The sequence below is a fragment of the uncultured Rummeliibacillus sp. genome, assembly GCF_934216135.1.
Lineage (GTDB): Bacteria > Bacillota > Bacilli > Bacillales_A > Planococcaceae > Rummeliibacillus.
In genome coordinates this window covers 77,611-93,872 of record NZ_CAKQBI010000012.1, presented here as the reverse complement: position 1 = coordinate 93,872, position 16,262 = coordinate 77,611, and the positions used below count along the sequence as shown (strand labels likewise).

The following is a 16,262-nucleotide window of genomic DNA, read 5'->3' as shown; positions in this document are numbered from 1 at the left end:
GAATAACATAACCTTTTTAAAGACCGAATTTTTGCAAAATAGCTCTTCGCAAATCTGACTGCCAATATTTCCATGAATGCTGCCCCTCAATTTCTTCGTAAAAGGTTGAAATGTTTTTTTTAAGAAATAATTGATGAAGTTCCCGATTTGGTGTAAGGAAGTCTTTGATTGACTTATTCATTGTTACTACTTTATGTTCACCAAGTCCTATGACATGATATATGGATAACGCATTCGGATCTTTTATCTTGTGAACTTTTTTCAGCACTTCATCGTCAACATATGGTGATTGCAAAATGACTTTACCAAAAATGTTAGGGTAAGCGATTGCGGCTAACAAAGAAACGGTTGCTGCCTGAGAATCTCCAATAAGCGCACGACTCATGCCAATTTGATATGTTGAATAATTTTTGTCAATATACGGAACAAGTTCATGTGCTAAAAAACGCAAATAAGCGTCATGTAAATCTCCAGTAGGTAAGTATTTTCTTCTGCGATCTTCTACGTTTTTATATGGAACGCCAACTATGATTAAATTTTCTATTTCTTCATTTTCTAAATACTCATCAGCTACACGGCTAATTCGACCTAATTGGAAGTAATCTTTTCCGTCTGAAGCGATTAAAACCGAATATTTATAAAAAGGAGAATAATTAGCTGGAAGATATATTAGTAGTTCCAACGATTCTTTTAGGGCTTCGCTGTAAAATTCTAAATCTGTGATGGTACCTTGTCCCACATTGAACACTCCTTTAATGTGTATGTAGGGAAATTGTAACATATGAATTAGCAAAGGTATAATGGAAGATAGACTGAATTATATAGTGGAAATGAGGTTTATCGAATGTACAACGAAAAATTGAAAGTTTCTTCAGATACGGTAGCCAAAGCGGCAAGAGAAGCATTAGAACGCAGAGGCGTAACGATAAATGATATTGCAGAAATTGTTTATGAAATGCAATATCCATATAACAATGGCTTAACACTTAGCCATTGCATTGGGTCAGTTGAGCGGGTTTTAAATAAGAGAGAAGTTCAACACGCACTCCTCGTAGGAATCGAATTAGATGAATTAGCAGAGAAAGGCATGCTATCTCAACCATTGCAACAGTTAATCGAATCTGATGAAAGCCTATTTGGTGTTGATGAAACATTAGCAATTGGCTCTGTATTGACGTATGGTAGTATTGCTGTCACAACCTATGGGCATTTAGATAAAAAGAAAATGGGGATTATTCAACAGCTTGATACAAAGGGAGAAAACGGTGTGCATACATTCTTAGATGATTTAGTCGGAAGTATTGCAGCATCAGCTTCCTCTCGATTAGCCCATCGTATTCGTGATTTAGAAGAAGCAGGTGAATCAATAATCGAGAAAGATAAGATTTAATATTAAAATGATTATTTAATAGATTAAAAGTCAAATTGTTAAGCTAGATCCGAAGCGCTAGGAAATACTTTAGCGTTTCGGATTTCTCTTATTGAACTGGACAAGTACTCCGCTGGTTCAACATGAAAAAATATAAGAATGATGGTGAAAAAATTGAAAATATGGATGATCGTAATATGTAGCCTTGTAATTGTGTTTTTAGCAGGTTGCAAAATTAGTAATACATCCAACTCTAAAAATGATTCAAATCAAGAAAAAGTGGAAGTTGTAAGTGTTATGGATGGCGATACGATGAAAGTAAAATATAAAGGTGAGACGAAAAAAGTACGTTTTTTATTAGTAGATGCGCCTGAAATGTATCATAAGACACTAGGGGAGCAGCCATTTGGACGTGAAGCACAAGCTAGAAACCGTGAGATTTTAAATAATGCCAAGAATGTGACATTAGAGTTTGATGTAGGTGGTAAAGAAGATAAGTATGGACGACTACTCGCCTATGTCTATGCAGATGGTAAGAGTGTTCAAGAACAATTAATCCGGGAAGGTCTTGTTCGGGTTGGTTACATATATGAACCTAACACAAGGTATGTAAAAAAGTATAAGGAAATTCAAGAAGAAGCAAAAAGAGAGAAAAAAGGTATATGGAAATATGACGGATATGTGACAGATCGAGGCTTTGTAAAATCAGTAGTAAAAAATTGGAGCCCAGGAACTGATTCGTCAAAAGGAATATCAACAAATCATCCTTCTACAGATAACCACTCTCAAGAAAATCAATCTAACGTGAAATCAGGAGCAACATGTAACATTAAAGGAAATATTAATAGTAAGGGTAAAAAGCTCTATCATCTCCCAGGTATGAACAATTATGATGCTGTAAAGGCTGAAAAAATGTTTTGTTCTGAAAAAGAAGCACAAGAAGCTGGTTTTACAAAAGCTGCAGGGTAAAAGGAAAAGTAATGAAATGAAAAATTTCAAAAAAATGTATAGTTTGCATTGAGATTTATATGTTACGATGTTACTCAAAGTAAAAGAGGTGTGCATATGACTAAAATTTATATAGTAAGACATGGGGAAACAGATTGGAATTGTGAAGGAAGGCTCCAAGGTGGAACAAATACATCTTTAAATCAAAGAGGAAAACAACAAGCAATGGCATGTAGAAGCTATTTTGAAAATAAAGCTTGTAATGCCATGTATACGAGTTCTCTTGATCGGGCGAGTCAAACGGCAGCAATCATAAACGAAACATTACAACTACCTTTTTATACTTTAAAAGAATTCGCTGAACGTACTTTTGGAGTAGCGGAAGGGATGACTTACGAGGAAAGGATTAAAAACTATCCCGATAAAATATATCCAAATCAAGAATCAATTGAAGATTTAAAACAAAGAATCTCAAAAGGACTACAAACCATTCAACATCAATATCCTGAAGGAAAAGTGATATTAGTTACACATGGTGCAGTCATACACACACTTTTCACGATGGTAAAAAATTCTTCTATCTACCCTCAAAGTGATCTTCTTTCAAATGGTGGGGTGAGCCTGATTTATAATAAAGACGGAAATTGGTGGTTGGACAACTATAATGAAATACAACATTTAAAGGATATTTAGTTTATCCTATGAGAGTTAAAGGAGATGTCGAAAATTGACATCTCTTTTTTTGTGAATTTGTAAATAAGTATTTTTGTAATTGTGAAAATTATGAATATCTAAAACTGAAATAACTATTGACATGGACTTTAGATGTTGGAAGTTCATTAAACCTATTGATATCAATGTTTTAACGGTAAAGGACTTTTATTTAAATGAAATGGAAGATCCGTTTTTTTATTAAAAAATAAATTCTTTTGCGAATTTGTGAACGCTTATATTACAGAATTGTAAATCTTGCGTTAATTAGTGTAAATTTTCGAGTATTTTTATGAATTTGTTGTTAAGATATTTTTGCGCTCAAAACAACATGTTTTGACACTAACTTTTCAGGAGGAATTTATGTTTAGTCGAAAAAAAGAAGATCCATTTTTTGAGGTATTGCACAAAATTTCATTGAATGTTCAAGAGGCAGTACACTACGCTAATGATGTTCATGTTCAAAATTTAGAGGACTTACATGAGATTAGTACTCGAATGAAACGATATGAAACTGATGGTGACTCACTTATTCATGAATTGATCGTAATGCTCAATAAATCATTTATGACACCTATTGAGAGAGAAGATATCCTTGCTTTAGCGAATAGCATGGATGATGTTCTTGATGGTATGGAAGAATGTATTGCACATATATACATGTTTGCTTTAACTAAACCTGATAATTCCATGAATACTTTTATTAGTTATATTGTAAAAAGTGCTGATGAGGTTGTAAAAGCAATGGAAAAATTGCAAAATAAAAATTTAACGAGTATGCGCGAGAATGCTATTTTAATAAAAGATTATGAGAGTAAATGTGATGAAGTATTACGTACTTCTATTAAGCAATTATTCTTGCGTGAAAAAGATCCGATTAAAATTATTCAATTTAAAGATATATATGAACAACTTGAAGATATTGCAGATGATTGTCAAAATGTTGCAAACACGATGGAAACAATTATTATGCGTAATGCTTAAGGAGCGGGCAAATGGATACAGTAGTTATTTTAACCGTATTAGTGGTAATCTTCGCACTAGCGTTTGATTTTATAAATGGTTTCCATGATACAGCTAACGCTATTGCAACATCAGTCTCAACTAGAGCTCTTCCACCAAAAGCAGCTGTAATGATGGCTGCTATTATGAACTTTATCGGTGCTATTACTTTTACGGGCGTGGCAAAAGCAATAACAAAGGATATTGTAGATCCTTTTGCGTTATCTAATGGATCAGTTGTAATCTTAGCTGCTTTAATAGCCGCTATTATTTGGAATTTGGTTACTTGGTATTTTGGAATACCATCTAGCTCATCCCACGCTATTATTGGTTCTATAGCTGGTGCAGCAATTGCAGCTGCAGGATTTGGAATATTAAATTATAGTGGATTTATTAAAATATTAGAAGCTCTACTTCTTTCACCTTTTATCGCAATTGTAGCCGGCTTCTTAATGATGTCACTATTTAAAATATTATTCCGAAATGCAAATCTCTATAGGACAAACAAAGGAATTCGGTTGTTGCAAATTTGTACGGCAGCAATTCAATCATTCACACATGGTACTAATGATGCGCAAAAAGCAATGGGTATTATTACAATGGCGTTAATAGCTGCTGAAATGCAAGCCGGTGACGATATCCAACTTTGGGTACGTATTGCGGCAGCAACTGCTATGGGATTAGGAACTTCTGTGGGAGGATATAAGATTATCAAAACAGTTGGTGGCAAGATTATGAAGCTGCGACCGATAAATGGTGCAGCAGCAGATTTAGCCTCAGCCTCTGTTATCTTTGGAGCTACATTAATCCACTTACCTGTTAGTACAACACATGTTATTTCCTCAGCGATTATGGGTGTAGGTTCTGCTCAACGCGTAAAAGGGGTTAAGTGGGGTGTGGCACGTAAAATTGTACTTACTTGGATCATCACTATGCCAATAGCTGCAACACTAGCCGCATTGTGTTACTTTGTTTTAAATTTGATATTTTAAAATTATTACTGTCTCACAGTCAAAAACTGTTGAGGCAGTTTTTGATTTGAAATAAAACCAAGTCAAAAAAAGAGTCTTATGGATGATTGTAAGCAACTCTTTTATATCAAATTATTTAAAGTATCTGTTAGGAATAAGTCGAACAAAGTTAATTAGAAGTTTGTTATGTAAGAAGGACTTGATGATGATTAATACATTGAAGAATACGAAAGGTAAATAATAGGCAAAATAAAAAAGCAGGCGCTCATCTGCCTGCTCGTAAGAAAAGGACTCCCAGCAATCCGTGCTGTTACGGAGTTCTTTTTTGTGAATATTTATAAATAAATATTCACATAGGTTTGGCACCTAATATATTATTATACAAGTTATTTTGAAAAAGGCAAGCTTATATATACTTTTTAGTATAATACAATTAGATTCAGTGATGAAAAAGTAAAAAACTTTGCAGGAAAGTATAGTTTTTGATTATAATGATTAAATGGGTTTTAAAAGTGACTATCTTTTTAATAATATGATTCAGATGGAAAATTTCGTTTATATTAAATTAGAAATTATTTGGAAATTATATATTTATCTGGATAGCCTTATCAAATGAAGTTACAGAATATAACAAGGAAGTGAAATAGAATGGCTATTGAAATTATCTCTATCGTTGCTTTTATGATTTTAAATACAGCAGTTTTTAGTATTTTAGGCGATACAGAATATTAAAAAACAAAAGCCTTACACAATAAATTATTGTGCAAGGCCTTTGTCTGAGATTATTGAGTCTTACTTATACTTATGTAAGAATCCTAGTCAATCATAATTTTCAATTTCATAAATGTCAATATATTAACATTAAATAATCCAAAAATGAAAGCGGCTACATAATTGGAGATGTAGTCGCTTTTTAATGAAATAGACCAGATTCTCTGGATTTGCGTAACATTTTTCGGGTTAAATCACGTAGCTGCTTTTTGAAAATACTCCCAAATATTAAACAAAAAATCAACAGTACTGATAAGAAGATAAAGTCAATAATGATTGTATGTTGTGTGATTCCCCCTATTGCTTCTCTTGTTAAAGAAATCGCATAAGTGAAAGGAAGATACGGATTTATAATTTGAAAAAACTTTGGTAATAAAACTGTAGGGTATGTCCCACCTGAACCCGCAAGTTGTAAAACAAGCAAAATAATGGATAGAGCTTTACCGACATCGCCAAAAACAGATACGAGTGTATAAACGATGGACATAAAAACAAGGCTTATAAATAAACTGAAGAAAAAGAAACAAACCGGGGACTGTGCAGATACATGCAAGATGAAAATATCTCCTAATACAATGATAGCCGTTTGAAGTAATCCTATGGTCCAAAAAGTAAGAAGTTTTCCAAAGTATACTTCGCGAATTTTGTATTGTGCGTCTTCATTTGTGTCGACCGCTAATAAAGAAATCAGTAAAAGACAACCAACCCAAATAGCTAATACTGAATAAAATGGCGCCATACCAGTTCCGTAATTGGGGATAGGGAAAATACGATTTTCATGCATCTTAATAGGTTCTTCGAAAAATGATTTTTCTGCCAAGGGATCATTTATTAATAACTGAATAATACTTTCTAAATTCATCTCTTTATCGAAGTTCCGTATTTTATTGGCCAATTGATGCACTCGATCGTAAATTATTGGGTATTCGCTGATAAGTGTATTCATACCTTTTTTAGTATCATTCACAAAGCTATTTGCGTTATTTAGTATATTTTCTACTTCGGGAATTGCTTTTTTAATGTCCAACAGAATAGTTTTGGCCTGTGTCAAAGTTTGTTTTACGTTTGTAATCTGCGAGAGTATTGTTGGTTCAATTGTTTGTTCAAATATATTTGTAAATCGATCTAATCCGATAGATGTGTTAGACGCTATCTGTTGAAGTTGACCAAGCGAATTGCTTATTTCTTGTTCTTTGTTATCAAGTAAGGTATTAAGCTCAGTTCCTTGTGTTTGAGCTTGTTGTAAAATAGTTTGAATGGTCTCTGTTTGAGCAATCGCATTATCTAATTGTTGCGAGTTTGAATCTATATTGTGATCAGTAATATATTGTTTTAAAGAAAGTAATAGTTGATTTATGGTTGTTATTTTTTCATTTGCTTCTGAAACATTTTTGTTTAACTGTGTTTTAATAGCTGTTGCATCCGAAAAGGTAAGATTACTTTTACTTAATCGTGTTAAAAGGTTATTTGTGGTCGTAGAGATTTGTTTAACGGTTTCTATATCTTGTTTCACTTGAGGGCTAATCGAGTTTAGTTGTGATTCCGCATGATCGACAAAAGTAAGTGTTTGATCAACTGTTGATAATCCTTTTGAAGTTAAATTGTTTACTTGTGGAGCCTTTTCTTTTGCATATTGAAGGATTTCACTCGCTTTTTCTACATCTTGTTGTGCTATTTTTAATTTGTCGTAAATTGTAGGTAAATCTTTTTCTAATGTAAATACGAAATCTTTGAATTTTTCAATATCTGGTATATCTCTTTGCAACTCGACACCAATTCGATTAAATATATCAAAAATAGTGCCATTGACCGTACCGATAAATTTACTGCTCATTGTTTCGACAAGGACACTGGCCCCCTTACTCGTAATTTTAGGGGCAATAGAATTTATCTTTTCATTGACATAGTATTCAAGAGTTGCTTTTTCAGGGTGAGTGTTAATCACGGTTGCTAAATGCGCCGAAAAATTTTGAGGGATGACAATAACTGCAAAATAATCACCATTGTTTAGATGTTTTAACGCTTCTTTTTGATTGGAGAATTTCCAATTCATATCATGATTATCCTTTAACTCAGAAATGAGTTCTTTTCCAGCGTTAAATGAATGACCTTGAACAGTAGCTCCTGTATCTTCATTGACTATACCTACTGGAATTTGACTTGTTCGTCCATATGGATCCCATGATGCAGCGATATTTAGCCATGCATAAAGGGATGGCAGAATTATTAAACCTGAAATGATAATAGCGGATACCCAATTTGTTCCTACACTTCTTAAATCTTTTAAGTAGATGCTCCAAATGTTTTTCATAAGTGTGTACCACCTCGGGTCTAGTAAAAAAGTATGTGTACGAGCAAACCCGCACACATACCCGCTTATTAATGGATGAGATAATAGTTTAAATTCGAATGTCGTTAAAATAATTCAGATTCATCGTTACGATTTATATCATCTAAATGTCGCAAATACAAAAATTCTTCATCTTCTAATTCCTGTTGTCGTTCAAACGAAATACCAACTGATAAATCTCCAGTAAAAAGTGATTCCCACCAAGTTTCTGTTTTTAACATAGTCTGTTCTCCCTTCGCGAGTAGAATTCAAAATTCACAAATGGTACAATTTGAAAAAAGACAGTACGTGCTGGCAAATCATTGGCTATGTAGCTGAAAATAGTATGGGTGACTTGCACTTTTTTATACGTTTAAGGGGGATGAATATGGCGGAATTTTCTATGCAAGATGTAGAGTTAATGATATCTGAGCAACGGAAATATTTTTTTTCTGGTGCTACAAAAAAGATTGATTTTCGTAAAGAACAATTAAAAAAATTGAAGACTACGATTAGTCATTATGAAAAGGAAATTATGCAAGCGCTTCATGATGATTTACGTAAAAGTGAATTTGAAGCATATTCTACAGAAGTTGGATTAGTATTAGATAGTATTAGTTATATGCAAAAGTATTTGGAAGAATGGATGCATCCAGTAGCAGTATCAACACCGATTCATTTACAACCGGCAAAAAGTTTTATTGTTAGAGAACCATACGGTGTTACATTAATTATTGGACCGTTTAATTATCCATTTCAGCTAGTCATGGAGCCATTAATCGGTGCAATTATTGGTGGAAATACTGCGATTGTAAAACCATCTGAATCGGCTCCTCATACAACTGCGGTGATTAAAAAAATTATTCAAGAAACATTTGAAGAACAATATGTTCGAATTGTAGAAGGTCAAGTGGAAGAAACAACAGCGCTTATCCATTCATCATTTGATTTTGTTTTCTTTACAGGCAGTGTTGCTGTAGGGAAAATTGTGGCAAGTGCTTGTGCTGAACGTTTGACTCCATATACTTTAGAACTTGGAGGAAAGAGTCCTGCAATTGTTGATCAAACAGCGAATATAGAAGTAGCTGTGAAAAGAATTGTCTGGGGGAAATTTACGAATGCAGGTCAAACTTGTGTAGCACCGGATTATGTACTTGTCCATGAATCAGTAAAAGTCCCGTTTATACGCCATTTAAAAAAGACCTTGCAAAAATTTTACGGAAAAGATCCCCAGAAGAGTCCGGATTTTGGTCGTATTATTAATACCAAACAGTTTGATCGTTTAAAAGGTTTGCTAGATCAAGAACGAAATCATATTTTGTTCGGAGGTTATACTGATCGAGATGATTTGTACATTGAACCTACGGTGTTAGAAGACATTGTATGGGATAGTCCAATAATGGAAGACGAGATTTTTGGTCCAATTATGCCTATATTAGTTTATGATGATTTACGTTTAGTCATTCATCAAATTCGACAAAACCCTAAACCATTGGCAGCTTATTTCTTTTCAGAGACAGATAAAGCAATCCAATACTTTTTAGATGAATTACCATTTGGTGGAGGATGTATTAATGATACGATTACACATGTTGCAAGTATGCATCTACCATTTGGAGGAGTTGGAACTTCTGGTGTTCATAATTATCATGGTAAAGCGAGCTTTGAATGTTTTACCCATCCAAAGTCAATATTGAAAAAGTCAACTAAGTTTTCCAATAATCTTTTATATCCACCATATAAACAAAAGGTTAAATTAGTAAAAACGATTTTGCGATAAAAAAAAGACTTTCCCATGTCGATTGACTAGGGAAAGTCTTTTTAATTTTCTTTATGTAAAGGTAGGTAGAACTTTATTTCGGTACCTTTTCCAAATGAACTATCAATGTCAATATGTCCATGATGTTCTTTGATGATTTTTTCAATAATCATCATTCCTAGACCAGTTCCATCAGGTTTAGTTGTATAGAAAGGTTCAAAGATATGTTCCACGACTTCTTTTTTCATACCTTGTCCTGTATCCTTTATGCTAATTGAACAAAAGTGATCATTTGTCTTATCGATTGTGACTGTAATTTCACCATCTCTTTGAATAGCTTCTGAAGCATTTTTTATAAGGTTAATAAAAACTTGTTTGATTTGATTTGGATTACCAGAGACAATAAGTCCTTCCGTTATCCGTTGTACAGATAAAGTAATGTTTTTTGTCTGTAGTTCAGGTTTATACAGGGTTACGATATCTGATAGTACTAGATCTATGTTGAAGTCTACAGCCCTTATTGAAGAAGGCTTAGATAATACTAAAAATTCACTAATTATGAGATTGATACGATCAATTTCAGAATCGATTAAATTCGTATAATATGTATAAGGAGAATTTTGATCTTCATTCATCATTTGTACAAAACCAGATATAACGGTTAATGGATTTCGAATTTCATGAGCAACACCTGCTGCAATTTCACCTGCTACTTTTAATTTTTCTGAGTGAATACGTATTTGTTCAGCTTCTTTTTTATAAGAAATATCTCTTGTAATAACAGATGTAGCGATAATTTTGCCTTTTGAATCGAAAATAGGGGATAAAGTGATCTCAGCATCAAAGATTGTACCGTCCTTTTTCATATCTTTCGTTTCAAGCAAATGGAAACTTTCTCCGTCGTACATACGTTTAATACGTTCATTTGCCTTATATAAATCTTCAAAAGGTACCATACAAATCTTTTTCCCAATACACTCTTCCCTGGCCCAACCATAAAGTTCTTCAAAAGCAGGGTTGACTTCTATTACACGATTATCTAAATCAAAAACTGCAATACTGTCTTTGGCGTATTTGAAAAATAACTTTAAATACCCTTCTTTTGAGAATAATTCTTTCTCTTTCGTGTTTGCTTCTTCTTCTAATCTTTTCAACTTATTCTGAAAATATAGTTTTTGAACAATTGCGACGATACTAAAGAATGTGATAACAAGAAAGAAAATCGTAATATCTGATTGATTATAATAATGTGAAAAATTACCATAATGAAACTTTAAGAGTATGTAGAATTCCACCATTGTGACAACCATGATACTTAAATTTAACCAGAATGATTGATATAATGCCAAGAAAAAAAGTAGTAAAATAAAAATAATTAAACGATGCGTAAGATCATGGGTTTCTAAGTTGAATAGTAATCCATAACCATTTAATCCTATCGTCAAAAGAATACATACAAGTCTATCAGCTTTTTTTAGGCTAAAAAGTACTATGATTAATAAGCAAAAGATGATAAAAAAATCAGGTAACGGTGTGATAGTATCTTTCACCCCTAAAAAACCAATGATTGAATGTATGGTAACAAAAGTCATCAGTATGAGAAGAATATATTGATTTTTTTTCTTTAAGGAGTACTTCATAAAGACACCTCTAATTATTATACTATTACCATAATACATGATTTACCGTTGTCGTAAAATGTCATATATTGATATTATGAAAAGAATGAGTAGGAGGTTTTTTATATGGCAACCACTTTTAATGAAGCGGAAACAGTTGAATTACTTGGAAAGTTAGCAAATACTGCCAGTCCATCCGGTTATACAATGGATATTATGAAATTTATATCAGGATTATTAAAAGAATTAGGTGTACAATTTAAGCAAACCAATAAAGGTGCATTAATCGCTACTATCCAAGGTAAAAACGATGAACGCCATCGTTTACTAACAGCACATGTAGATACTCTTGGTGCTATTGTCAAAGATATTAAACCTAGCGGACGGTTAAAATTATCGATGATTGGTGGTTTTAATTGGAATGCAGTTGAAGGAGAATATTGCACAATCCACACTGCATCCGGAAAAAAAGTACGTGGTACAATCTTAATGCATGAAACTTCTGTACATGTTTACAAAAAAGCAGGAGAATTACCTCGAAATGATGAACATATAGAAGTACGTGTAGATGAAAAAGTCTTTAATGCTGAAGATACAAGAGCGGTAGGAATTGAAGTTGGGGATTTTGTGTCATTTGATCCACGATTTGAAGTAACTGAAACAGGATTTGTCAAATCTCGTCATTTAGATGATAAAGCAAGTACTGCACTTATGCTTCAATTGCTAAAAACACTAAAAAAAGAGAACATTGAGTTACCATATACAACTCATTTCTATATTTCCAATAACGAGGAAATTGGGTATGGTGGTAATGCAAGTATTCCAGATCAAGTTGTAGAATATATAGCTGTTGATATGGGGGCAATTGGAGATGGACAAGCTACTGACGAATACACAGTTTCAATTTGTGCAAAAGACTCAAGTGGCCCTTATCATTATGAGTTAACACACCAACTTGTAGCTCTCGCAAAAGCAAATAATATAGATTACAAATTAGATATCTACCCATATTACGGATCAGATGCATCTGCTGCTATTCGTGCTGGATATGATGTAAGACATGCATTGTTTGGTGCTGGCATTGAGTCATCTCATGCTTATGAAAGAACACATATAGATTCACTACGCAATACAGCTGCTTTACTGCTTGCGTACGTTACATCAACAATGATTGATGAATAATAGGAGGAACAATTATTATGCAAGCAACACAATTACTTCAATGTTTACCGATGAAAAAAATCATTGGTAATTTACCTGAGAATATTAAAGATATAGCCATTGATTCTCGCAGCGTTCAACCGAAAAGTCTCTTCGTTAGTATAAAAGGTTATACGGTAGATGGTCATGACTTTGCTCAAAAGGCAGTGGAAAATGGTGCAATTATTGTTGTTACAGAACGCCAATTAGATTTACAAGGTAATGTAGCTCAAGTAATTGTAAAAGATACAAATAGAGCGCTCGGAGCATTAGCTGCGAAATTCTTTGACTATCCATCAAAAGATATTACGATGTTCGGAGTAACTGGTACAAACGGTAAAACAAGTGTAGCGACAATGATCGAAACTATTCTACTTGGTCTAGGCGTTCGCTCTGCTATGAAAGGTACAACTGGTTATAATTTAAATGGTATTATGTATGCTTCTGGCAATACTACAAGTGATGCCCTTTCTACTCAACAAATGATTTTTAGAGCTAGAGCAGAAGGTTGTCGAGGAATGGTCATGGAAGTATCATCACATGGCCTCGTGTTAGGAAGAGTAGCTGGTGTAGACTTTGATGTAGCTATCTTCACTAACCTAACACATGATCATTTAGATTTCCACGGAACGATGGAAAACTACGGGAATGCGAAGGGCTTATTATTCTCTCAACTTGGACAAGACCTTGAAAAAGACAAACATGCAGTTTTAAATGCTGATGATCCTTGGTCTGAAAAATATGCAGGAATCACACCTTTCCCAATTTGGACATATGGTCTTAAAAACGAAGAAGCAATCTTTAGAGGAATCAACTGTCAATATCATGATCATATGACTTATTTTGATATGGTGACACCAGAAGGTACATTCCCTGTGCAATTACATTTACTTGGTGAATTTAATGTCTACAATGCTTTAGCTGCAACAGCCGCACTGTATTGTAAAGGCTATGCTGTTAAAGATATTATTGAACAGTTAGAAGCAATGGGACCGGTAAAAGGTCGAATGCAACAAGTTTCTCCAAAAGATTTTCCTATTAGTATTTTTGTCGATTATGCACATACACCAGATGCTATAGAAAAAGCAATAACTGCAGCGATTCCTTATAAGAAAAAGAAAATGATTTTCTTAATCGGAACAGGTGGTAACCGTGATAAATCAAAACGACCAGATATGGCAAAAGAGGCTTCACGTGCAGATTATGTTATATTAACAACTGATGACCCACGCTATGAAGAATATGAGAGTATTATGAATGACCTTGAAAAAGGTATGCAACATGATCAATATAAATGTATAGGTGACCGTGCAGAAGCAGTTCGCTATGCAGTAGAAGTTGCTGAGCCAGGAGATATGATTATCTTTGCTGGTAAAGGACATGAAGATTATCAAATTATTGGGAATACAAAATATCCTCATAGTGACGCTGAAATTGCGTTAGAAGCAGCTAGAGTGAAATTTAATATTTCCAAATGATTCGAACAGTTTCCTTATATTTATGAAAAAGAATTATTTAAAATATACTAATTGATAAAGTGGGGGTATTACTATCCCCACTTTTTTTGTTATAATTGAAAAGTTAAGTTTTGAAGATAAAAATAATTGTTCAAAATAGATAAACGAGTGCATTTCATAAATCGATATTCAGTTCGAAAGAGTAAATAATAACCTGATTTAAAGATTAAATGTTCGGTTTTTATATAATTTAATATTGACTCAATAGCGATTAAAAAATAATCATGATTAAGGAATGTGATATCCGGTGTAAATAGTTCAACTTGGATTTCTAATTTAAAGCCTATGTTGGAAATTGTAGACTTTTGTATTAACTAAGTCTAAAAGCATTACAATTTTTAACGGCTAATTATGCACCCCATAAACATAAGGATTGAATAAAGGAGTTAAAAAACATGAGTTCGAAACTTGAACAAGATATATTAGCACGTCGTACTTTTGCAATCATTTCCCACCCGGATGCTGGTAAAACGACAATGACTGAAAAATTATTATACTTTGGTGGCGCTATTCGTGATGCAGGTACTGTAAAAGCCAAAAAAACTGGTAAATTTGCAACATCTGACTGGATGGAAATTGAGAAACAACGTGGGATTTCTGTAACATCATCTGTTATGCAATTCGATTATAGCGGATGTCGAGTGAATATTTTGGATACACCAGGGCACCAAGATTTCTCTGAGGATACTTATCGTACATTAATGGCTGTAGATAGCGCGGTTATGATTATCGATGCTGCAAAAGGGATTGAAGCACAAACCTTAAAATTATTTAAAGTTTGTAGTATGCGTGGGATTCCTATTTTTACTTTTATCAATAAATTAGACCGTCAAGGTAAAGAACCACTTGAATTGATTGAAGAATTAGAAGAAGTTTTAGGAATTCAGGCTTATGCCATGAACTGGCCTATTGGTATGGGGAAAGAATTCTATGGAATTTATGATCGCTATAACAAACGTATTGAACAATTCCGTACTGAAGAAGATGAACGATTCTTACCTTTAGATGAAAATGGTGAGCTTGCTGTTGACCATGAAATGAAAAAATCATCTTATTACACGCAAGCAATGGATGATATTATGTTATTAGATGAAGCGGGAAATGATTTTTCAAAGGAAAAAATTATTAAAGGTGAACTTACGCCAGTATTCTTCGGTTCTGCATTAACAAACTTTGGTGTTCAAACATTTTTAGAAACTTATTTGCAATTTGCACCAACACCACAACCTCGCTTAACAGAAGAAGAATCTTTGGTAGAACCTTTAGATGATGAATTTTCAGGTTTTGTATTTAAAATTCAAGCCAATATGAATCCAGCACACCGTGACCGCATTGCTTTTGTTCGAATTGTTTCAGGTAAATTCGAACGTGGTATGAATGTTACATTAACGCGTACAAATAAATCATTCAAAGTAACGCAATCTACTCAGTTTTTAGCAGATGATCGAGAAACAGTAGATGAAGCAGTTGCAGGAGATATCATAGGTTTATACGATACTGGTAACTATCAAATCGGTGATACGATTGTAGGTGGTAAAAAAACGTTCCAATTTGAAAAATTACCACAGTTTACACCAGAATTATTTGTCCGTGTAACAGCGAAAAACGTTATGAAATCTAAACACTTCCATAAAGGTATTGAGCAACTTGTACAAGAAGGGGCTATTCAATACTATAAGACATTGCACACAGAAGATATCATTCTTGGTGCTGTCGGACAATTACAATTTGAAGTTTTCGAAAATCGTATGAAAAACGAATATAATGTTGAAGTTCGTATGGAACCAATTGGCAATAAAATGGCTCGTTGGATTGAAAATGAAGAAGATGTTAAAGAATCCATGTCAGGTCCACGAAGTACACTAGTCCATGATCGATTTGGTAACTATGTATTCTTATTCGAAAATGAATTTGCAATGCGTTGGTTCCATGATAAAAACCCTGATATTAAATTATATAGTTTATTGTAAAAAATAATTTAATTGAAATTTTGAGAAGGTCTATGAATGAATTATTCATTTATGGGCCTTCTTTTTGTGTTTTAATTACAACTATTTGTTTTGAAT

The 16,262-nt window shown here is 33.4% G+C and carries 13 protein-coding genes; 9 read left to right on the top strand and 4 right to left on the bottom strand.

Annotation, left to right across the window (positions count from 1 at the left end):
- Positions 1 to 16: 16 nt before the first annotated feature.
- Positions 17 to 739, bottom strand: coding sequence for an esterase family protein (locus tag Q0977_RS09875; RefSeq protein ID WP_299513216.1), 723 nt, complete (start codon positions 737 to 739; stop codon positions 17 to 19).
- Positions 740 to 844: 105 nt separating this feature from the next.
- Between Q0977_RS09875 and Q0977_RS09870 the strand changes: the two genes are divergently transcribed.
- The 5 genes from Q0977_RS09870 to Q0977_RS09850 all read left to right on the top strand — a co-directional run bounded on the left by Q0977_RS09870 (position 845) and on the right by Q0977_RS09850 (position 5,022).
- The gene (locus Q0977_RS09870; RefSeq protein WP_119414675.1) at positions 845 to 1,390 is read left to right on the top strand and encodes a phosphatidylglycerophosphatase A; all 546 of its coding nucleotides are present in this window, start codon (positions 845 to 847) and stop codon (positions 1,388 to 1,390) included.
- Positions 1,391 to 1,534: 144 nt separating this feature from the next.
- A complete protein-coding gene (locus Q0977_RS09865) occupies positions 1,535 to 2,338 on the top strand; it encodes a thermonuclease family protein (protein WP_119414761.1) in 804 nt (267 codons plus the stop codon).
- A 96-nt stretch (positions 2,339 to 2,434) separates the two neighbouring features.
- Positions 2,435 to 3,010, top strand: coding sequence for a histidine phosphatase family protein (locus Q0977_RS09860; protein WP_119414676.1), 576 nt, complete (start codon positions 2,435 to 2,437; stop codon positions 3,008 to 3,010).
- A 381-nt stretch (positions 3,011 to 3,391) separates the two neighbouring features.
- A complete protein-coding gene (locus Q0977_RS09855; RefSeq protein WP_119414677.1) occupies positions 3,392 to 4,012 on the top strand; it encodes a DUF47 domain-containing protein in 621 nt (206 codons plus the stop codon).
- A gap of 11 nt (positions 4,013 to 4,023) precedes the next feature.
- Positions 4,024 to 5,022, top strand: a complete 999-nt coding sequence (locus Q0977_RS09850) for an inorganic phosphate transporter (protein WP_119414678.1) — start codon at positions 4,024 to 4,026, stop codon at positions 5,020 to 5,022.
- An 892-nt stretch (positions 5,023 to 5,914) separates the two neighbouring features.
- Here Q0977_RS09850 and Q0977_RS09845 read toward each other — a convergent pair.
- Together Q0977_RS09845 and Q0977_RS09840 are read right to left on the bottom strand one after the other, a co-directional pair.
- Entirely contained in the window at positions 5,915 to 8,083 is a 2,169-nt protein-coding gene (locus Q0977_RS09845; protein WP_299513209.1) for a YhgE/Pip domain-containing protein, read from the bottom strand.
- 104 nt (positions 8,084 to 8,187) lie between these two features.
- The gene (locus Q0977_RS09840) at positions 8,188 to 8,343 is read right to left on the bottom strand and encodes a hypothetical protein (RefSeq protein WP_164489552.1); all 156 of its coding nucleotides are present in this window, start codon (positions 8,341 to 8,343) and stop codon (positions 8,188 to 8,190) included.
- A 146-nt stretch (positions 8,344 to 8,489) separates the two neighbouring features.
- Between Q0977_RS09840 and Q0977_RS09835 the strand changes: the two genes are divergently transcribed.
- Positions 8,490 to 9,881 carry an aldehyde dehydrogenase gene (locus tag Q0977_RS09835; protein ID WP_233548016.1) on the top strand — a complete coding sequence of 464 codons (1,392 nt, stop codon included), beginning with the start codon at positions 8,490 to 8,492 and terminating at the stop codon, positions 9,879 to 9,881.
- A gap of 41 nt (positions 9,882 to 9,922) precedes the next feature.
- Here the strand turns inward: Q0977_RS09835 and Q0977_RS09830 are convergent, their stop codons facing one another.
- Complete coding sequence (locus tag Q0977_RS09830) at positions 9,923 to 11,500, bottom strand: nitrogen regulation protein NR(II) (protein ID WP_299513203.1); 1,578 nt, start codon at positions 11,498 to 11,500, stop codon at positions 9,923 to 9,925.
- Positions 11,501 to 11,605: 105 nt separating this feature from the next.
- Between Q0977_RS09830 and Q0977_RS09825 the strand changes: the two genes are divergently transcribed.
- The 3 genes from Q0977_RS09825 to Q0977_RS09815 all read left to right on the top strand — a co-directional run bounded on the left by Q0977_RS09825 (position 11,606) and on the right by Q0977_RS09815 (position 16,166).
- Positions 11,606 to 12,661, top strand: coding sequence for a M42 family metallopeptidase (locus Q0977_RS09825; RefSeq protein ID WP_119414681.1), 1,056 nt, complete (start codon positions 11,606 to 11,608; stop codon positions 12,659 to 12,661).
- Positions 12,662 to 12,678: 17 nt separating this feature from the next.
- Positions 12,679 to 14,157, top strand: coding sequence for a UDP-N-acetylmuramoyl-L-alanyl-D-glutamate--2,6-diaminopimelate ligase (locus tag Q0977_RS09820; RefSeq protein WP_299513198.1), 1,479 nt, complete (start codon positions 12,679 to 12,681; stop codon positions 14,155 to 14,157).
- A gap of 434 nt (positions 14,158 to 14,591) precedes the next feature.
- Positions 14,592 to 16,166 carry a peptide chain release factor 3 gene (locus tag Q0977_RS09815; RefSeq protein WP_119414683.1) on the top strand — a complete coding sequence of 525 codons (1,575 nt, stop codon included), beginning with the start codon at positions 14,592 to 14,594 and terminating at the stop codon, positions 16,164 to 16,166.
- Positions 16,167 to 16,262 lie beyond the last annotated feature (96 nt).